17 protein-coding genes and 1 tRNA gene are annotated in these 20,938 nt (G+C 24.5%); 11 read left to right on the forward strand and 7 right to left on the reverse strand.

The window, feature by feature from the left end; genetic code table 4:
- Positions 1–591: 591 nt before the first annotated feature.
- Entirely contained in the window at positions 592–1,221 is a 630-nt protein-coding gene (locus U744_RS0100440; protein WP_025755155.1) for a Vmc-like lipoprotein signal peptide domain-containing protein, read from the forward strand.
- 463 nt (positions 1,222–1,684) lie between these two features.
- On the forward strand, positions 1,685–4,276 hold the full coding sequence (locus U744_RS0100450) for a DNA topoisomerase IV subunit A (protein WP_025755156.1): 2,592 nt from the start codon (positions 1,685–1,687) through the stop codon (positions 4,274–4,276).
- 29 nt (positions 4,277–4,305) lie between these two features.
- On the opposite strand, the gene U744_RS0100455 is transcribed toward U744_RS0100450, so the two are convergent.
- A tRNA-His gene (locus tag U744_RS0100455) sits at positions 4,306–4,381 on the reverse strand.
- Between the two features lie 73 nt (positions 4,382–4,454).
- Entirely contained in the window at positions 4,455–5,138 is a 684-nt protein-coding gene (locus U744_RS0100460) for a PQ-loop domain-containing transporter (protein ID WP_025755157.1), read from the reverse strand.
- A gap of 57 nt (positions 5,139–5,195) precedes the next feature.
- On the opposite strand from U744_RS0100460, the gene mnmE reads away from it, so the two are divergent.
- Genes mnmE through rsmA form a run of 3 tightly spaced genes read left to right on the forward strand, consistent with a single transcriptional unit; the run spans position 5,196 to position 8,126 of the window.
- Positions 5,196–6,554: a tRNA uridine-5-carboxymethylaminomethyl(34) synthesis GTPase MnmE gene (gene mnmE / locus U744_RS0100465; protein WP_025755158.1), complete on the forward strand. Its 1,359-nt coding sequence runs from the start codon at positions 5,196–5,198 to the stop codon at positions 6,552–6,554.
- A 1-nt stretch (position 6,555) separates the two neighbouring features.
- Positions 6,556–7,347: a TatD family hydrolase gene (locus U744_RS0100470; protein WP_025755159.1), complete on the forward strand. Its 792-nt coding sequence runs from the start codon at positions 6,556–6,558 to the stop codon at positions 7,345–7,347.
- A 2-nt stretch (positions 7,348–7,349) separates the two neighbouring features.
- The gene (rsmA, locus tag U744_RS0100475) at positions 7,350–8,126 is read left to right on the forward strand and encodes a 16S rRNA (adenine(1518)-N(6)/adenine(1519)-N(6))-dimethyltransferase RsmA (protein ID WP_025755160.1); all 777 of its coding nucleotides are present in this window, start codon (positions 7,350–7,352) and stop codon (positions 8,124–8,126) included.
- A 33-nt stretch (positions 8,127–8,159) separates the two neighbouring features.
- On the opposite strand, the gene U744_RS0100480 is transcribed toward rsmA, so the two are convergent.
- Complete coding sequence (locus tag U744_RS0100480; RefSeq protein WP_025755161.1) at positions 8,160–9,524, reverse strand: DUF2130 domain-containing protein; 1,365 nt, start codon at positions 9,522–9,524, stop codon at positions 8,160–8,162.
- Between the two features lie 74 nt (positions 9,525–9,598).
- Between U744_RS0100480 and U744_RS0100485 the strand changes: the two genes are divergently transcribed.
- Genes U744_RS0100485 through U744_RS0100495 form a run of 3 tightly spaced genes read left to right on the forward strand, consistent with a single transcriptional unit; the run spans position 9,599 to position 12,778 of the window.
- On the forward strand, positions 9,599–9,973 hold the full coding sequence (locus tag U744_RS0100485; protein WP_025755162.1) for a YigZ family protein: 375 nt from the start codon (positions 9,599–9,601) through the stop codon (positions 9,971–9,973).
- A gap of 18 nt (positions 9,974–9,991) precedes the next feature.
- Positions 9,992–11,350: a M17 family metallopeptidase gene (locus tag U744_RS0100490; protein ID WP_025755163.1), complete on the forward strand. Its 1,359-nt coding sequence runs from the start codon at positions 9,992–9,994 to the stop codon at positions 11,348–11,350.
- 54 nt (positions 11,351–11,404) lie between these two features.
- On the forward strand, positions 11,405–12,778 hold the full coding sequence (locus tag U744_RS0100495; protein WP_025755164.1) for a M17 family metallopeptidase: 1,374 nt from the start codon (positions 11,405–11,407) through the stop codon (positions 12,776–12,778).
- Positions 12,779–12,824: 46 nt separating this feature from the next.
- Here the strand turns inward: U744_RS0100495 and serS are convergent, their stop codons facing one another.
- Complete coding sequence (serS, locus tag U744_RS0100500) at positions 12,825–14,090, reverse strand: serine--tRNA ligase (RefSeq protein WP_025755165.1); 1,266 nt, start codon at positions 14,088–14,090, stop codon at positions 12,825–12,827.
- A gap of 183 nt (positions 14,091–14,273) precedes the next feature.
- Between serS and rpmH the strand changes: the two genes are divergently transcribed.
- From rpmH to yidC, 3 genes are read left to right on the forward strand one after another with little or no spacing between them, the layout of a single operon-like run.
- Positions 14,274–14,420, forward strand: a complete 147-nt coding sequence (gene rpmH / locus U744_RS0100505; protein WP_025755166.1) for a 50S ribosomal protein L34 — start codon at positions 14,274–14,276, stop codon at positions 14,418–14,420.
- Between the two features lie 5 nt (positions 14,421–14,425).
- Positions 14,426–14,764, forward strand: a complete 339-nt coding sequence (rnpA, locus tag U744_RS0100510) for a ribonuclease P protein component (protein ID WP_025755167.1) — start codon at positions 14,426–14,428, stop codon at positions 14,762–14,764.
- The gene (gene yidC, locus U744_RS0100515; RefSeq protein ID WP_025755168.1) at positions 14,742–16,781 is read left to right on the forward strand and encodes a membrane protein insertase YidC; all 2,040 of its coding nucleotides are present in this window, start codon (positions 14,742–14,744) and stop codon (positions 16,779–16,781) included. Before rnpA ends, yidC begins: the two co-directional genes overlap by 23 nt.
- A 78-nt stretch (positions 16,782–16,859) precedes the next feature.
- Here the strand turns inward: yidC and U744_RS0100520 are convergent, their stop codons facing one another.
- The 3 genes from U744_RS0100520 to U744_RS0100530 form a co-directional block, all read right to left on the reverse strand.
- Complete coding sequence (locus U744_RS0100520) at positions 16,860–18,968, reverse strand: bifunctional metallophosphatase/5'-nucleotidase (protein ID WP_025755169.1); 2,109 nt, start codon at positions 18,966–18,968, stop codon at positions 16,860–16,862.
- A 127-nt stretch (positions 18,969–19,095) separates the two neighbouring features.
- Positions 19,096–19,695 carry a hypothetical protein gene (locus U744_RS0100525; protein ID WP_156921596.1) on the reverse strand — a complete coding sequence of 200 codons (600 nt, stop codon included), beginning with the start codon at positions 19,693–19,695 and terminating at the stop codon, positions 19,096–19,098.
- A 39-nt stretch (positions 19,696–19,734) separates the two neighbouring features.
- The gene (locus U744_RS0100530; protein WP_025755171.1) at positions 19,735–20,937 is read right to left on the reverse strand and encodes an ABC transporter ATP-binding protein; all 1,203 of its coding nucleotides are present in this window, start codon (positions 20,935–20,937) and stop codon (positions 19,735–19,737) included.
- Between the last annotated feature and the right edge of the window lies 1 nt (position 20,938).

Raw genomic sequence — 20,938 nt, forward strand, 5'->3', positions numbered from 1 at the left:
AACTTTTTAAAAATACAATTAAATAACAAAAATTAAAAATAAAAAAATCAAAATATTATTCAAAATAAAGGTTGTTTAGATGTTTCAAATTAATTCCAAAAGTAATTTAATAATTCAAAAACTATTTTAATGAAATCATTTCTAAAAAGAATTAAGTTATTGTTAAATTGTGTGTTTTATATAATCTAAGTTTTTTAAATCATTATTAAAGTTTAAATTTTCATGATAAACTTTCATTATTTTTTAGCTTATAAACTTTATTATTGTTAAAAATATCATTAATTATTTTTTAAAAATAAAAAAAATTTTAATGTTTTTCTATAATGAAATTTAACAAATTATAATTCTGAATACTAAAGATTAATTTTCATATTCTGTTTTTGATGTTTTTTTTGAAAATAATTTTTATTTTGTTTTTGAAATTTTTTAAAAATTTTGTTAATTTATAATCATTTTTTTAAAATTAAGTTTTATTTTTGCATTTTAAAAATGAATGTGATTGCAAATAACTTTATATAAATTTAAATCAATTTAAAATTTAACTATTTTTTTGATAGAATAAATTTATTCAACACTACAAAGGAATAAAATATGAAAAAACTAATTACATTATTATCATTATTAACTACAACTTCAATTGTTTCAATTGCTGCTAGTTGTTCATCAAGCAATGTAACTCAAGAAGATTCCAATCCAACAAATGAATCAAGCAATGAGCAAGCAACTCAAAAAGAGCAAGAAAAGCAAGAAAGCCAAAAAGAAGAAAAAGAAAAAATCAAAGCAAATAAGAAAAAAGAAGATTCAATTGAAAAAGAAGTTGAAATTGAACAAATCCATCAAAATATTGAATTTACTATTTTAAATCAAAAAGAATTACAAGATCAAATTGCTAAATATAGACAAACAAATGAAAGCACATTAAAACCATACTTAACTTTATACAAACAAAACAATAGTTCTTATTTTAGTTTATTTAAAAATCCACTTGCTTTAATTCAAATGAATAATTCAAGTAATGAAATTAAAGGATTTGGATCAGATGGATCAGCAAGAAAAGGAATTAAATTATTTTTTGCTAACTACACTCATCCAACAAATTCAAAGGGAAATGTAATTGTAAAAGAAAATACAATAGTGATTCAATATTTATTGAATGATCAAGTATATTTATATGAAATTAAATTGCCTGATGATTTTAATAAAATTACAACTAAAGAATAAAGTGCAAATAAAATTTGTAAAAAACTTAATTTAAGTTTAAATTTAAAATATTATTAAAAAGCAAAAAAGACTAAACTAATACAAAAGATTTTGTTTTAAAAGCAAATAAATAGTAAATATATTTTTGAAGATCAAACACAAATAATAACAACCTGAAATTATGAAGTTCAACTTCTTAAATGCAATGTTAAAAAAAGAAATTAATGTTAAAAATTAAAAGTATATTTTACTGATTAAAATTTTATAAAGTCAAAAGTATTATTGCTTTTGAAAATTTTGTAGTGATAAAATAATCAAAAAATTACAATAATATATATATATATATATATATATATATATATCTGTTAAATTAACTTATCAGTTAAAAATGAAAAATAAAAAATTTTTCATTTTTTTTATTCTAGAAAGGTTTTTGATGTATTTTTTATACTTTAAAGTAAAATTAAAACACTAAAAGGTTTTTATGAATAGTAAAGTAGAAAAAATTATTAATAATTCAGTTGAAAAAATCATGGAAAGAGGATTTGAGCGTTATGCTAAGTATGTTATTCAGCAGAGAGCTCTCCCTGATGTAAGAGATGGTTTAAAACCAGTTCAAAGAAGAATTTTATATGCTATGTTTATTCTTGGATTAACAAATGATAAAGTGTACAAAAAATCAGCTAGAATTGTTGGAGATGTTATTGGTAAATATCATCCTCATGGAGATTCTTCAGTATATGAAGCCATGGTTAATATGTCACAGTGATGAAAAATGAATATTCCACTTTTAGATATGCATGGAAACATTGGATCTCTTGATAATGATCCAGCTGCTGCTATGCGTTATACAGAAGTTAAAATGGCTAAAATTGCCAATTATTTTTTAAATGATATTAAAAAAAATACTACTTTATTTGTTCCAAATTTTGATGATTCAGAAGTTGAGCCTGAGGTTTTACCTTCATTTTTTCCTAATTTGCTTGTTAATGGTTCTAAAGGAATTGCAATTGGTATGGCCACTGATATGCCTTCACATAATTTAGGTGAAGTTATTGATGCAGTTATTGCAAAAATTAAAAAACCTTTATTATCTTTTAATGAATTAACTGAATTTATTAAAGGTCCAGATTTTCCTACAGGGGGAATTATCTATGGAAATAAAGGTATTTTAGAAGCATTTGAATTTGGACAAAATTCCAAAGAAAAAATTCGACTATTTAGTAGATATCGCACTTTTGAAAAAGCTCAAAATAAGTTTATTGAAATTACTGAAATTCCTTATGGAGTTATAAAATCCTCATTAGTGTATGAAATTGAAACCTTAGCTTTAAATGAACAACTTGATGGGTTTATTGATGTTAAAGATCAATCTGATCGTGAAGGAATTAGCATCTTAATTACATTGGATAAAAATGCAAATGAACAAAGCATTATCAATTATTTATATCAAAAAACTAGTTTACAAATTTTTTACAATTACAACAATACTGTTATTTTAAACAACTCTCCAACAACTGCAAATTTAATAACTTTAATTGACAATTATATATCTCATATAAAAAACATAAAACAAAAATCACTTCAATTTGATTTAAATAAAGCTCAAATTCGATTAGAAATTGTTTTAGGATTTATTAAAATTAGTGAAATTACTGATGAAGTAATCAAAGTTATTCGACAAGCTGAAGGATCAAAATCTGGAGTTATAAAAGCTTTGATTGAACATTTTAAACTTTCACATAATCAAGCTGAAGCAATTGCTGAATTAAAACTATATCGTTTAAGTAAAACTGATAAAGAGCAATTTTTAAAAGAAAAGCAAACTCTTGAAAATGAAATTACTCAAATTAATAACTTATTAAATAATGAAAAAAATTTTAATAATTTTTTAATTACAAAACTTCTTGAAATTAAAAAAGAATTTGCTTTGCCAAGAAAAACCTTAATTGAAAATCAAGAATATAATTTTGAATATCAAAAACTAGATTTAATCAAAGAAGAAGAAATAATTATTGGAGTTTCCAAACATGGATATTTAAAAAGAATTTCTCAAAGAGTAGCTGACTCAAATCAATTTTCTAATTATGTATTAAAACAAGATGACTATTTAATTCACTATGAAAAAGCAAATACTTTACATCAGTTTTTAATTATTACCAATTTTGGAAACTACGCTATTGTTCCAGTTTATCAAATTCAAGAATGCAAATGAAAAGATCTTGGAATGCACTTAACTGATTTTGTTGACATTCAAAGTTCTGAAGAAATTGTTTCAATAATTGAAGTATCTAACTGAAATGATAATGTATTTGTAGTTATTGGAAGTAAACAAGGAATGTTCAAAAAAACATTATTAAAACAATTTCAAGTTTCAAGATTAAATAAAACCTATATTGCCATGAATTTGGAAAAAAATGACTTTATTGTAAATGCTTGTTTAAGTAATGGAACTAAAGACATTGTTATTATCACTAAAAATGGATTAATTAGTAAATATTCAGAAAATGATTTAGGAATTTATGGTCCAAAAGCAAAAGGGAATAAAGGAGTATTTTTATCATTAAATGATGTTGTTAATAATTTTACAATAGTTCAACATGATGATGTAATTACATTTATTACTGATGATGGATTTTTGAAAAAAATTCGTTACAAAAAAATTCCTTATGTATCAAAAAATCTTAAGGGTAAAGATATTTTTAAAGATCAAATTAACAAAAAAGACTTTATAATTTCAGACATTTATCCAACTCGTGAAGAAGATTATTTGTTAATTAAAAACATGCAAGGAAATACTTTTTTAGATGAAATTAAAAAATATTCATTTTCAAAAATTGATCCGCAACTAATTGAAATTGATATTCCCAATTTATACAAAGTACGCATTAAAAAGAATTATAAAACTTCAAATTTACATTTAAATTTGGAAAAAATGTTTTCTCAGCAAGATAATATAAAAGAAGAAAAAAATTTTAATTTAACAAATGAAAATTTAGATAATGTTGAATTAGAATTAGATAAATTACTTGAAAAAGTTCAAAAAACTTTAAATAATTATAAAAAAGAAAAATAAAAGCATCCTTTAGTGATGCTTTTATTACATGGGGCAAATGACGAGATTCGAACTCGCGCATGACGGGACCACAACCCGCTGTGTTAACCGCTTCACCACATTTGCCAATTGCTAATTTATTATAACATATTTTAAAATTTAAAAACCAAAACTTTTAAGCTATGTTTAATTAGCAATTTTACTTTGCTGTTGAAATTTTAACTAATTGATATCCATAAAGCAACAATGAAATTATCTGTCAAATCAATCCACCAATTAAATCTAAATTAATTCCATGAATAAAAATTGAAGTTAATCAAAAACCAATTCATGCTAAATTATTAATTTCAAATAAAATAAACATAAAAGGTGAAATACCTTTTCATTTATTAGTTTTAATTGAAACATACAACTGAGGAGCAAAAGCAAAAGTTGTCAATGCAGGAGCTATAACTGAAAAAATAGCAGCAGTATTGCTTGAAATTCTAAAACTTGAATTTTTAAAATAAATAACAATAAATGCAAAACCAACAGTTCAAGTAGCAATCACTCCCGCAGCAGCAAATAGTCTTTTAATTAAATAATTTTGAATATTTCTTTTAAATTTAAAATGATATAAAAAATATGTCATTATCCCATTCAACACAAGTGATAGACCATCAGCAATAACAATATTTTGAAGTTTATATGGAATAGATTTATCGCTTAACACTCCAAAAATAGTTCACATTAAAATTCCTAGATGAAAAATTCAAAATGAAACAAAACTAATGTTTTTAGTTTGTTTTTCTTTAAATAATTTAATTAATTGTGGAATTGAAAGAGAAACAGTAATTATAACTGTCAATCATGAAAAAATACTATTAAAAACATTTAAGATCATATAAAATATATTCTAACAAAAAGTAATATTTTAATAATTAAAAGGTAAAATTCAAATATGTATGATAATATAGCTGCAATTTCTTCAGGTAATCACATAAATCAACCAATTGGTATTATTCGTCTTTCTGGTCCAGATGCAGTTGAAATTATAAAAAAAATTTTTAAAGGAAAAATAGGAAAAGATCATCAAATTACTTATGGTTATATTTATGATCATGAAAAAATAATTGATGAAGTTTTAATAATGTGATTTGTTGGAAGTGAAAAAAATGGTCAAAAATTTTTCAACAATTATGTCGGTGAACCTTTAATTGAAATTAACTGTCATGGTGGGATTATAGTAATGAATCAAATTTTAGAGTTATTACTCAAACATGGAGCCAGACTTGCTGAAAAAGGTGAATTTACACGCAGAGCTTTTTTAAATGGAAAAATGTCATTGATCAAAGCTGAGGCTATTCATGATCTAATTTTTGCCCAAACCACAACTCAAGCTCAAGCTTCAATTAGTAAATTTGATGGTAAAACAAATAAATTAATTGATAATTTAATAAGTAAAATTAGTTATTTAATTGGTCTTTGTGAAGTAAATATTGACTATCCTGAATACACTGATTATGAAAATGTTTTAAAACAATCAAAACAATCGCTTAAAATTTTAACTGATCTTGAAAAACAAATTCAAGAAATTATTTATTTTTCTGAAAATTCAAGATATATTTTTGAAGGAGTTAAAGTAGCTATTGTTGGAAAGCCTAATGTTGGCAAAAGCAGTATTTTAAATGCATTATTAAATGAAGAAAAAGCCATTGTAACAGATATAGCAGGAACAACAAGAGATATTATAGAAGCTTCATATCAAATTCAAGGAATTTTATTTAAACTAGTTGATACTGCTGGAATTAGAAAAACAACAGAGAAAATTGAAACAATTGGTATTGAAAAATCATTTAAACAAATTAGTGAGGCCGATGTAGTAATTCATGTAACTGACGTAATACAGGAATTTAATCATTTTGATCAAATAATTGAACAAAAAGCTAGAGAACTTAATAAAGTTTATTTGCAAGTGTTAAACAAATCAGATTTACTTGATAATTTAAATGTTGATAAAATTTTAATATCAGCTAAAAAAAATGATATTGATGCCCTAAAAAAAGCTTTAATTGATCATTTTAGCAAAATTGATTTTACAAATGCAAAAATTTTATCAAATACAAGGCAACTTTCATTAATTAAAAAAGCTTTAATAGCAATTCAAGAAACTAAAATTGCAATTGAAAATGAAATTACTTTTGATATTTTTATTATTCATTTGTATGATGCTTGAGATGCTTTAAAAAGCATAACAGGTCAAATTAATCGTGAAGATTTACTTGATGATATGTTTGCGAATTTTTGTTTAGGAAAATAATATGGCAAAAAAAAGAACTAAATTTGTAGATGCACATAATCATCTAACTGATAAATACTATCCTGAATGGGCTATTGATGAAATTATCCAACAAGCAAAAATTCATAATATTGAATTTATGATTGTTAATGGTGGGCATCGTGAGGAAAATTATAAAGTAATAGAATTAGCAAAAAAATATCAAATTGTCAAACCTGCTATTGGTATTCATCCAGAAGATTTAAAGCACAATGATGATATTAAATTAATTGAGCCTTTAATAAATGAACAAATTATTGCTATTGGGGAAATTGGTATTGATTATTACTATGAAGATGCTTCAGATCCTGAATTGCAAAAACAAGCCTTTGAAAATCAAGTTATTTTAGCTCAAAAATACAATCTCCCAGTAATTGTGCACATCCGTGATAAAGAAAACTGTTATCAAGCATATGAAGATGTATATAAAATTTTGTCTAAATATAAAGTCAAATCAATGCTACACACTTTTGCTGGCAATTTAGAAATGGCAAAAAAATTTCAAACCTTAAATTGTTATTTTTCTTTTAGTGGTACTGTTACCTATGGAAGTGCTGATGAAACTAGAAAAATAATTGAATATCTTCCACTTGATAAAATTTTAACTGAAACTGATTCACCATACTTAAGAGTGCATCCATATACAGGTGAATTAAATGAACCAAATACAGTTTTATTTGTTAGTTACTATATTGCAGGAATTAAAAAAATTGGAATGGATAAATTTGTTAATAAAATTAACTCAAATTTAAGAAAATTATTCAATTTAAAATAAATATGAAAACACAAATTAAAGCCAAAAAACATTTTGGTCAAAATTTTTTAAGTGATCAAAATATTATTAAAAAAATTATTAATATTTTTAATTTGCACAATCAAAATATTGTTGAAATTGGTCCTGGAATGGGTGCATTAACTAAAGAACTTATAAAGGTTGCTACATCAGTGCATTGTTTTGAAGTAGATAAAGATATGATTGCGATTTTAAATAAAATATTTGACAATCAGCAAAATCTTCATATTTATCATCAAGATTTTCTAAAAGCTGATTTAACTAATTTAAAGCAGTCATACTTAATTGCTAATATTCCATATTATATTACTACCGATATTTTGTTTAAAATTTTTGAAAACAAAAATAAATTTTCAAAAATGCTTTTAATGGTTCAAAAAGAAGTTGCTCAACGAATTGTTGCTGCTAAAAATTCCCAAGATTATTCAAAGTTATCAATTTCATGCCAGTATCTAGCTGATGTGAAAATTGAATTTATTGTAAAAGCAAACTCATTTATACCTGCTCCTAAAGTAGATTCAGCTATTGTATCATTTGTTTTCAAAAAAAATATTTCTTTAGAAAATTGATTTGAAATCAAAGACTTTTTTAAACTTGTTTTTGGTTATCGAAGAAAAAAACTTATTTTTTCGCTTTTAAAAAAATATCATATAAACAAAATTAATAATGTTTTTAAACAACTTAGTTTATCTGAAAATATTCGTATTCAACAACTTGATGTTGAAACAATTGTTCAAATGTTTTGATTATTAAACAATTAAAAGCACAAGAGTTATTATTCTTGTGCTTTTTCATTATTCTTCATCATCTATTTCTATATGTTCCAAACTTAATTGGTTATCTTCAATTTTATGTGCAAGTTCTAAAATTTTTTTTGTTTTAAATTTATTTGCTGTAATTAAGCTTTTGAAATTTTTGCTTACCAAATTAGTTATATTTTTTTCTAATGTATCAAAAAGTTTTCTTCCATCATTAATATTTCCAATAATTTTTTGTGCTTGTTTGTTAATATTTTCAAAAGCAGTGGTTAGGTTTTCTTTAAAACTTTCAAAATCATTGATAAATGCTTTTTCATCATCTAAATTTTTTTGCACTCATTTAACTTTATTTTTTTCAATTGAAATTCAATATAATAAATTAATAGTTGGAATTAAAGCGAATTTTCTTAGTACTAATTCATTTTTATATTCATTTTCGCTTGGAGTATAAATAACAAAACTACTATCTGGTTCAAGGGCTGTTACAAGTAAGGCATAGTCAGCTTGATAATTTTGACGATCTTTTTCTAATTTTTTGAAAAAATCTTTATTTTTTCGTGACCCTTCTGTTGTTTGTTTTGATTTAGCTTCAATAATAAGTTTCCCAATTTGTTCATCTTTATTTTCTGGATTATAAAAAGTTATTACAAAATCAGGTTTAGTATTTTTAATTACCTCATTTGCTTTTTCAAATTCAATAAATGGATGCATTGAATATGATTGAACTAAATCATCATTGATTGCATTTTCAAAATTTTCACCAACAGTTTTTGTTGGTAATGATGAATAATAACTTAAACTTTTTTGAAGTTCATTTATTTCAATTTTTAAACTTTCAATTTCATTATTTTTAGTTTTTTCTAGTTTTTCTTCTGTATCCTTGATAATTAGTTTTTTTTGTAACTCAAATTTTTCTTCTTGACTTTTCAATAAATTTTTATTTTCTCTATTTTGTTGAGTTAAATTATTAATTTTTGTAACATATTCTTCTTTAATTTTTAAAATTTCTGAATTAAGTTCAGCTTTTTTTAATTGTTCAAAGTTTTCATTTTTTCTTTTTTCATCATTTCATTTTAAAAATAATTCTTCTTTTTCATGTTTTAATTGATTTATTTCTTTTTGTTTTTGTTCTTTTACTTGTTCAATTTCAATTGATTTATCCTTGTCTAATTTAATATATTCATCAGTATTTTTAATTTTTTTTTCAAAATCTATTTTTGCAAGTTTAACTTGTTCATCAATATTTTTTTGATTAATCTTTATTAATTCCTTGCTTAAGTTATTTAAATTAGATTTATAAAATTGATCTAAATTAATTTGATCTCCTTTATTTGCATCTTCTGCTAATTCAAAAATTAGTTTATCTAAATCAACAATGTTAAGTTTAACTGTTTTTTTCATTTTACTCCCATTTTACATATATTTTAATTATATACATTGATAGTAAAAAAATATAATTCTATATAATTAACACTATGAATTATAAAACTGAATTGGTAATAAAAAAATCTACTTTTATTTCTTATCTTTTTGTTGTTAATTCAAAAGAACAAATTAAAGAAATTATTAATAATTTAAAATCTGAACACAAAAAAGCTAGACACATATGTTTTGGATATCTATTAATTAAAAATGGAATTGAGCAAGCTGGTTTTGATGATGATGGAGAACCTAAAAATACTGCAGGTAGACCTATTTATGAATTGCTAAAAATTAAAAAAATGTCAAATATTTTAGTAGTAACAATACGTTACTTTGGTGGTATTAAACTTGGTTCAGGTTTATTAATTAGAACTTATCGTCAAAGTGCTAATTTATCAATAATTTCTTTTTTAAGTCAAAAAAAATAATATTTAACAAGGAGTGTAATGATAAAAATTCAAGATCAAATAAATGAAAATCAAATTGTTTTAAAATTTGTTTTTGAAGGCAAAGAAATTCCAAATTTAATTGCTAAAAAAAATGGGCAAATAACTGAATTTTTAAATCAATCAGTTGCATATTTATATGTTAATCAAGAAAATAGTTCATACTATTTAGTTGAGAAAATAATAAAAAACATAAATTCCTTAATACATCGTGATTACCTTCTAGATGTTGCCTCTTTAGAGCAATTATTTACTTTAGAACAATCACTTAGATTAGCTATTTTAGGAGTTGAATTTGCTCAAGCAAAATTATTTAAAAAAACACTACAAGTAAAAAATAAACAAAAGCAAATTACTTTGTTAATTAAAAACAATGATATAAAAACTCAAAAAATAATAAATGAATTGCAAATAATTGCCAAAGCAATTACTAATACTAGAAATTTACAAATTATGCCTGAGAATTTTTTAAACAGTGAAATTCTTGCTGCAAAAATTGCTTCAGATTTTTCAGGAATTGAAAATTTAACTGTTAAAATTTTAACTAAACATGAAATAAAAGAACTTAAAATGAATCTTCTTTTATCTGTAAATAAAGGTAGCACTCACGAACCAAGAGTAGTTGTAATTGAATATAATGGAAACCCTGAATCGCAAGAAAAAACTGTTTATGTTGGAAAAGGAATAACTTTTGACACTGGTGGAGTTAACACCAAGGGATATCACATGAATGGTATGAAATTTGACATGTCTGGTTCTGCCATTGTCGCTTATGCTGTTAAGGTGGCAGCTCAACTGAAATTAAATAAAAATGTTTCAGCTGTTATGTGTATTACTGATAATAGAATCAATGATGATGCGTCCTTGCCTGAAAATATCTATCAATCAATGAGTGGAAAATGAGTTGAGGTTTCTGATACTGATGCTGAAGGAAGACTTGTTTTAGCTGATGGATTATACTATGCAGCTGATGTATTAAAAGCAACCACTATTTTAGATGTTTCAACCTTAACTGGAACAATGCAAGTTAGCTTAGGAAAAACATACACTGGTGTATTTACTGAAAATGATTCAAAGTGAAAAATTTTTAACAAATCAGCAACAATTGCATGTGAAAAAGTTTGAAGAATGCCAATGCATGAAGATTTTGCTAAAGGAATTAAATCATCAAAAGTTGCTGATTTAATGAATTGAACTTCAAAAGTAAAACAAGACTCTTCCCAGGCTGCTATGTTTTTAAAAGAATTTGTTAAAAACATCGACTACATTCATTGCGATGTAGCGGGAACTGCTGACATTGATAATCAACCACAAGGAGTTTTAGTTTCAACTTTGGTTGAATTTATTAAAAATTTATAAAATAAATGTAAAATAAATACATAATTAAATTAATCAAAAATAAGAAAGGGGAAAATGATTAAAAAAATCGATAAAACTAGAAATAATAATTTACTAGTTAAAGCTGTTTTTAAAGATGATAAATATCCTGAAACAGTAATTGAAAAAAATGGTGTTGTAACTGAATATTTAGATCAAAATTATGCTTTGGTTTACATGGGAGAGGCAAAAGATTATAAATTTAAAGATCTTTTAGCGTTTGCTAAAAATTATTTTAAAAATATTGTTAGAAATGTACAAATTGATCTTGATTCATTTGTTAAAGGTGATATTTGTGAACCATGTGTAGTTAGAGCTTTTGTTGAAGGATACAATTTTGTAAATGGAAAAATTTATTCAGCTAAAACTATTAAAAAAGATAAGCATTTTGATGTTTCACTTTTAATGGTTGCAGATGAAGCAAGTTATGCTGAGGTGTTTAAAAAATACTCAATTGTTACCGAAGCTGTTAATTTTGCAAGAAATTTACAAATTACTCCTCCAAATATTTTAAATTCTGAATATTTAGCTCAAACTGTTGTTGATGAACTAAAACAATATCAAAATTTAAAAGTAACTGTTTACAACAAAAAAGAAATTGAAGCTATGAAAATGGGTCTTTTACTTTCAGTTAATCGTGGAAGTGTGTATGAACCTAGAGTAGTTGTAATTGAATATAATGGAAACCCTGAATCGCAAGAAAAAACTGTTTATGTTGGAAAAGGAATTACTTTTGATTCAGGAGGTTATTCACTTAAACCAAGTCGTTCAATGCTTCATATGAAATTTGATATGTCAGGATCTGTTTTTGTTGCTAGTGCTTTAAAAGCAATTGCACAATTAAAACCTAAAACTAATGTAGCCGCAGTGATGTGCATTACTGACAATCGTGTAAATGGTGATGCTTCTTTACCTGATTCAGTATGAACTTCAATGAATGGAAAAACAGTAGAAATTAATAACACTGATGCTGAAGGGCGTTTAGTGATGGCTGATGGAATTACTTATGCTGTTAGAAATTTAAAAGCAACAAGAATTGTTGATGTTGCAACTTTAACTGGTGCAATATTAATTGCGCTTGGAAGCACTTATACCGGAGCATGATCAACAACTGAAAAAGGATGAAAAGATCTACAAGAAGCTGCAAATAGAGCCAAAGAATTAGTTTGAAGATTACCTCTAGATGAAGCATTTGCTAAAGAAATTCGTAATTCAGAAGTTGCTGATTTAAAAAATACCGATCTTTCTGGGGCTGGAGCTGGTAGTTGTTCAGCTGCAATGTTTTTAAAAGAATTTACTGAAGGTGTTGAATACATACATTTAGATGTTGCAGGTACTGCTGATTTAGCTGGTAAACCAACTGGTGTGATGGTTAAAACACTAATTGAACTTGCACTTAAAAATAATTAAAAATAACAAATAAAAAACATCAATTATTTAACAATTGATGTTTTTATTATTTAATTAAATCACTTTGCATATATGGAATTAACACTTTTGGAATTGAAATTGTTCCATCAGGATTTTGATATAGTTCAAGTATTGAAGCTATAACACGATCAATTGCTAGACCTGAACCATTCATAGTGTGAGCATATTTATTATTTCCATTTGAATCTTTGTAACGAATCATGGCTCTTCTTGCTTGAAAATCACCCATATAGCTAATTGAAGAAACTTCACGATAGCGTTGTTCACTTGGAAGCCATAATTCTAAATCAATTGTTTTCCGTGATCCAAAACCCATATCACCTGTACATAATAAAATTTCACGGTAAGGAATTTCTAATTTTTCTAGGACTTCTTTAGCATCTTGAACCATTAAATTATATTCTTTTAATGCATCTATTTCGGAAGTTACTTTAACTAGTTCAACTTTTTTAAATTGATGCTGGCGAATTATACCTTTGGTATCCTTACCTGAACTTCCTGCTTCACTTCTAAAACATTCAGTGTATGCAGTGGCTTTGAATGGCGTTGTTAAATCAATTATTTCATTATTGTAATAATTAGTTAATGTTACCTCAGCAGTTGGAATTAAATAAAAATCATCCTGAGTGAGTTTAAATAAGTCTTCTTCAAATTTAGGCAATTGTCCTGTTCCATATAAAATTGGAGATTTTACCAAAACAGGTGTTGCAAATTCTATATAACCTTTTGAAATATGTAAATCAAGCATAAAAGAAATCAAAGCTCTTACTAATTTTGCTCCAGTATTTTTGTAAATGACAAATCTTGAACCTGCAAGTTTAACTGCTCTTTCAATATCTAAAATGTCAAGTTTTTTTGCAATTTCATAATGCGAGATTACATTGGTTATTTTTCCTCGACCTAAATTAGAATGTTCTTGGATTAATACATTGTCATTTTCATCAACTCCAAAAGGAATTTCATCAAGTGGTAAATTAGGTATTGTAGCACCAATTTTTAAAATATCATCATTTAAATTATTGGCTTTTTCAGTTAATTTTTGTTCTTGTTGTTTAATTAAAGCGATTTTTGTTTTTAAAATTTCAAGTTCTTTAAAATTATTTTTTAATTTTCCAAATTCCTTTGATAACATGCTAAGTTCATTTTTTTTTCTTTGCGATTCAAACATAACTTGTCCACGATATGAAATTAATTCTAAATAATTATCAAAAATTTTTAAATCAAATCCTCTTTTTTTGAGTAATTTTTTTACTATTTCAGGATTTTTTAATACATATTTTATATCTAACATTAGTCCTCTTTATATATGTTTTACATTATATACTTTTTAATAAAATTAAATTATAATTATTGTTAATTTAAACTTTTTTACTATATTTATAGGAGTAAAACTCTTAAATTTTCAAATATCAATTTTTTCTCTATTTGTTATAATATTATTACGTTTATACACAATATAGCAAAAGGAGGAATTATGAGTAAAAGAACGTATCAACCAAACAAACGTAAACATGCAAAAATTCATGGCTTTAGAGCTAGAATGAAAACAAAAAATGGTAGAAAAGTATTAGCAAATAGAAGAGCTAAGGGTAGAAAATATTTAACAGTTTCAGATAAATAATTAAAATGAAAAAAATAAATCGACTAAAAAAAAATTGAGAATTTAATGAAGTAATAAATTCAAAACAACAATTTTTAAATAAGTATTTAATTGTTTACTACATTAAAGCAAATTCTTTTAAAGTTGGTTTAACTGTTCCAAAAAAGTTTGCAAATGCAGTACAAAGAAATTACTACAAAAGGCAATTACGTGCAATTATTCAAAATTGCAATTTAATTAATTTAGAATATCATTTTGTAATGATTGTTCGTAAAGATTTTTTTTTAAACAGTTTTTTAGAAAAAGAAAAATCAATAAGAAAATTATTCGAAAAGTTTAAAAATGAAAAGATCAAAACACTTTAATTATTTTACCAAAAGCAAAGATCCTGTAGAAAGAAGAAATAAAGTTTTAAAAAAGATATGAAAATGACTTAGAGTTGCTTTTTATATCATTATTGCTGGAATTTCTCTAACAGGTTGCATTCAGTCATTTGTAATTAAAACTTCAACAAATACTGGTGCTGGTTTGGAATTTACAAATGGAAAAGAAAAAATTTCTCCTAAAGTAACAAATTTAGAAGAAAAAGAAATTACATTACAATTACCAAACAACAATAGTTCTGAAAACAAAGAAGAGTTTAAAATCAAAACTCTACAAGTTAATACAAGCATTAACCATAACATATCTGATCAAAACACACTAAATAATCTTGCAGTTCAAATAAATGGAACTAATAATGATAAAGGATATTTTAGAAAAGATAATTCATTTACTTCTGCAATTAGTATTTCAAATAATAATGAACCTATATACCAAAAGAATGGAAATTATTTAGCGGCAGCAATTGCTGGACCTAAAGCAAATAAAATCAATGATATTCAAGATTATAAATTTGTAAATGAAATAAAAGATATTTATTTCTTTAATTTTTATGCAAATATCAAAGAAAATAATGCTGATTTTATTCGTTTTATAAAAAAAGAAAAAGATAATGATAATAAAACTACTATTAGTACAGTTGGAAATTCTGCCAATATTATTAATGAAGCAACTTTAAATAATGAAGGCAAATATGAAATTGTATGAACATCAGGATTGGCAAAAATTGATAATTTGCAATCTCAAGATCTTTCTAGTGATCCTAATAAAAAAATTGTTAATAAATTTAATCGTGATGTTTTACAACTATTTTATGATTATACTTTTAACAAAGAAAGTCAATTTTATAAAACCTTTAATAAAGATCCAGGTGAATTTTTAAAAGAAAAAATTGATGAAGCTAAAGCTAAAAACATTTACAAATCACAAACAGATACAGTTTTATTTACTTTAACTCCTAAAGAAGCTGTATTAGTTAAAGAATATATTCGACTGGTTTACAATTGATTAACAGCTACTGGCTATATTTGAAAAAATGGAAAAATTATTCAATCTTCTTTAATTGAAAATCTTCAGTCAAATGTTTCAAATGATATTCTAAATGGTGATGGCTCAACTAAATACAATTACAATGAAAATATTTACTCAATTGGTAAAGATGTTAAAACTTTAGCTTATCAAGACTCTGTTCCTTTACTTAATATATCCTCATGAGGAGAAGCATGAACATATGGTCCATTTTATGGTTTATTTGTATATCCTGCTACTTATTTAATAAATGCCTTAAGTCATGGAATTGGTGTTTTAAATGGATGAGGAACAATTATTGTTTTATTCTTAGTTACTTTTATAATTAGATTTGCAGTATTTTGTTTAACTTTTAAATCAACTGCCAAATCATCAGTTCAAGAAGAATTAAAATCTAAAAAAGCAGCTATTGAACTAAAATATTCAGGTTTTGAAAATAATAAAGCTATGAAAGCTAGAAAAGCTCAAGAATTACAAGCTTTAAACAAAAAATACAACATCAATATGTTTGATACTATTGCAAGTCAAATTATTACTATTCCAATTTTTCTTACTATGTGGCGGGCAATTCAAATTATTCCAATTATTAAATCAACTAATTGAATTGGAATTAACTTTGGATCAACTTCATGAAGCAAAGTAACTGAAGGAGAATGAATTTATATTTCAGTTATTGCAATCAGTATTATTGTTCAACTAGTTTCTCAACTAATTCCTTCCTTACTTAATAGACGAAGATTTAAAGAAAGAACATCAATTGCTGAACAACAAGCTTTAAAAAAACAAGAAAAAACTCAGAGAATTACTATTATTTTGTTTACAGTAATTGTGGTATTTTTCTCAGCTGGAGTTCAAATTTACTGAATTATTACTGGTTTATTTACATTATTGCAACACTTATTTATGCATAAAATCAAAAAAACTAAATGATTCAAAGATAAATATAGTTTAAAATCATTATCTAGAAAATAAATAATAATAATAATAATAATAATAATAATAATTCAATTTAAAAAGCACCATATTGGTGCTTTTTAAATTGTTTGTTAATTAAGGTTTTGGAATTGGCTCTCCAATTGCTTCAGATGGAATATTTACAATTTGATTTTTTAAAAAATCTTGTTCAAGATATTTATTTAATTGAATTCCAAAATATTTATTTTTTTCTTCTTCTGTTAATGACTCTTTACCATAAATTTGTCCATAATTAATTAAACTATCAATTCATTTTGAACCTTCATAAGCAAGTTGAACTGCAGAATTTTTGTCAGGTTGTGAAATATCAAGAATTGTATATCCATCTCCTCCTACTAAAATAAAATCATTAGTTATAATGTAATAGTATTTTTCAGGATCGATTGATTTTCCATTAATTTTAACTGAATTTGTATCAAGCTCTCACAATCAACCAGGTTCATTTGTTTTTGGATCAGTTTTTTTAACTACATTAATAAGATAGCTTACATTAGATGAAAGTTGTGCAAATCCTCCACTTCTTCCTTTTGAAGCTCCATATTTAAGTGTCTCAAGTAAAGTATTTCCTTTTACTCTTACTCCAGAAATTCTATTTCCAAATGGAGAAAGTCCTAAAATATCAGCACGAGTGATATCTCCTTGTTTTAAATCAGTTCTTATCCCACCACCATTAGTTAATCCAATGGTATTATCAAGTGTGCCTGGTTCTCAATTTTTTTGACTTACTCATGGGGTATTTTTAACAAAGTCTCATGCTAAAGCATTTGAAACAAAAGAACCAAGTGCTGTTGGCTTAATTCTTCCAACTCAATATGGAGTTTTGTCAATTACTTGATTTTCTACATGGATAAATTCTCCTGGAGATTTAAATACAACAACTTTATTTTCTTTGTTGAATATTTTTTCAAGTTCTCCAATTAATAATCTATTTGCATCGAAAATTCCTACTGAAATTTCATTAATATCTCTTAAATTATCTTCAATTTGTTCAATTTTTTTCTCTTTGGTATTATATACTAAACTTATATCACCTAAATACTTTGTATATGATTCAGTTTGAGTAACATAACTTTTGGAATCATTGACTTGTTTAAGTTTTACATAAGTATGGCTATGTCCATCTAAAATTAAATCAATTTTGTTATCTGTATTTTTAGCTAAATATTCTGAAGTTCATTCTACTTTACTTCTTCCAGTTCCTAAATGAACTGTAGCTATTATTAAATCAATATTTGGTTCTGCTTTTTTGATTTCATCAATAGTTTCTTTTGCAGAAGTAGCAGGATCTTTAAAGTAAACTAAAGTTGAATTAGATGGATGTGATGTATATTTAGTATCTGGAGTTGTAATTCCTAAAATAGCAACTTTTAAATTATTATCTAATTTTTTAATAATATATGGCTTGAAAACTCTTTGATTTACTTTAGTTGAATCATAACCCTCAGGTTTTATTTCATTATCTTTAAATTCTTGATAATAAATATTAGCTGAAATAAAAGGCATTTCTCTTCCATTTTTGGATTCAGAAGATTTTTTATTTAATTCTAAAATGTGATTTAACCCATAATCAAATTCATGATTTCCAACTGCTATTGAATCATAACCATTGAATTTAGCAATATTAGTGATGGTTTTTCCTTTATCTGAATCGGATAATGGTAATCCTTGAATTAAATCTCCTGATGATAAAAGTAAATCATAATCATATCTTTCAATAAATTTATTTAAACCTTCTAGTCCGCTATATTTAGAAAATTTTGAATTATCATAAAGTAATCTTCCATGTTCATCATTAGTGTGAAAAATTTTAATTGTTTTAAATGTATCATTTTGTTCATTTTTATTAAGATAACTATGAAGAAAATTTAACTGTTTTGTCATTTTATTCAAAGTAAATTTGGACTCAAAATAAATATCATATAAATCTTGATATGCCTTTTTGATTTGTGCTTCATCTTTTAATTTTTGTGCCTTTTCCAAAGACTTAGTATTATTTTCAAATTTAGTTGCTAACTCTTTTATTTTAATGTTATATTCTTTTAAAGAATTAAAATATTCTTTACGTTTTTGAGAATTTTGCTCATTTAATGTTGCAGTTTGATTGCAACTGGATGCAACTAATGGTAGAGTCACAGCTGATAATCCACTTGTTAATAATAAATTAAATCATTTTAATTTTTTCATTAAAGCTCCTTATTTTTTAGTTTATATATAAAATTTTACTTTTTAAATTTATAAATAAAATCAAATGATTTAATTTGTAAAAAAATTTCATAAAAAACACCAAATAAAAATTTGATGTTTTCATGATTTAAGTTTTGTTTAGTTGCCTAAATTTTCTTTTTAAAATAACATCTTTAACCAAATATCCATATTTAGTTCGAGATATAATGATTAAAATAAAAGTAACTACATTAAATAACAAAGTTAATCAAGCAAACAAATAACTTATTTTATCACTGCTTTTTGTTTCATTAACTGTAATTATTTCATTTGTATTTGGAATTGTTATTTCTTTTGTTACACTCAAAGTTACTTCCGATGGTTGTAATGAAATTAAGAAAAACAATAAAGTAAGAGCTAAACTTATATTTAACAAACTATATTTTAATAATTTATATCCATTGAATTTCTCAGTGAAAAGTCCATATAAACTAATTAAATTCAGTATAATGGCGGCAATGAATAAACTTATTATCAAAAAATCTAAAACTTGAAAAATTTTTAACAAGTGTAAAGAATTAGAGTTTTCTTGAATAATTTGAGAAACATTTTTTTCTGCTGAAATTGAATCGTTTTGAATTTGATCACTAATTCATTTTTTTTCTTCTATAACTCAATTTAAAAAATTAAAATTTAAAACAATTAAAAAAATAATACTAATCAATAAAAGAAAAGTTGAAATAATCACAAAAATTTTTCTAATTTTATAGTTTAAAAATAAGTGCATTTAATTAATTCTTTCTTTGTTATTGATATCGAATAAATGAATTCTATTTATATCAAACTCAATATAAATTTTTTGATACAACTTAAATTCTTTACTGTTTGAAATAGTTATCGTAAATTCGAGTGAATCACTTAATTTTACTACAATCAACTGATCTTTGCCAATTAATTCAATATTAAAAATAATTCCCTGAAAACTATCTTTAGTTTCAAAAAATACAATATTAATATCTTCACTTCTAAATCCAACAATAACTTCTTGATTGTTTATTAATATTTTTTTTAAGTTCTCGGTTAAATTTATTTTAATTAATTTATCTTTTGAAACAAGTTGATTTTCTTGATAAATTGCTTCAAAAGTATTCATTGTAGGCGAACCAATAAATTTAGCTACAAACAGATTTTTAGGTTTAAAATAAAGTTCTTTCCCTGTTCCATTTTGTTGAATTTTTCCATCATTAAACACAACAATTTGATCTCCCATAGTCATTGCTTCAAGTTGATCGTGTGTTACATAAATACTTGTAGTTTTAAGCATGCGATGAATTGAAACAATTTCACGACGCATGCTTTCACGTAATTTTGCATCTAAATTTGAAAGAGGCTCATCCATTAAAAATACTGAAGGTTTGCGTGATATCGCTCTTCCTATTGCAACTCTTTGTCTTTGACCACCTGAAAGATCACGTGGTTTTCTATATAAATAGTTTTCAATTTTTAATATTTTTGCTACATCTTTAACTCTTCTATCAATAACATCTTTGCGTTCTTTTGCGATTTTTAATCCAAATGAAATGTTATTATAAACATTCATATGTGGATATAAAGCATAAGATTGAAAAACCATAGCAATATTACGTTCATTAGGAAGTAAGTTGTTATATCTTTTATTGTTAAAAAGTAAATCCCCCTTAGTGATTGAATTTAACCCTGCAATCATTCTAAGTAGTGTGGTTTTGCCGCATCCACTAGGACCCAAAAAAATACAAAATGATCCTTGTTTAATTTCTAAATTAATATCTTTTAAAGTATAGTTTTCATTTCCTTCATACTTTTTTGACAAATTAACAAGTTGAATGTGAGCACCATTATTAGTTTCTGAAATTTGACCTAATTCATTTATCATTTTATCTAAGTCAACTCGATTAAATGAAAAATTTTCTACAGTCTCTTCATTTAATATTAAATTTTCATCTTTATTCATA

The sequence above is a fragment of the Mycoplasmopsis cricetuli ATCC 35279 genome (assembly GCF_000526955.1).
In the GTDB taxonomy this organism is placed as follows: domain Bacteria; phylum Bacillota_I; class Bacilli_A; order Mycoplasmatales; family Metamycoplasmataceae; genus Mycoplasmopsis; species Mycoplasmopsis cricetuli.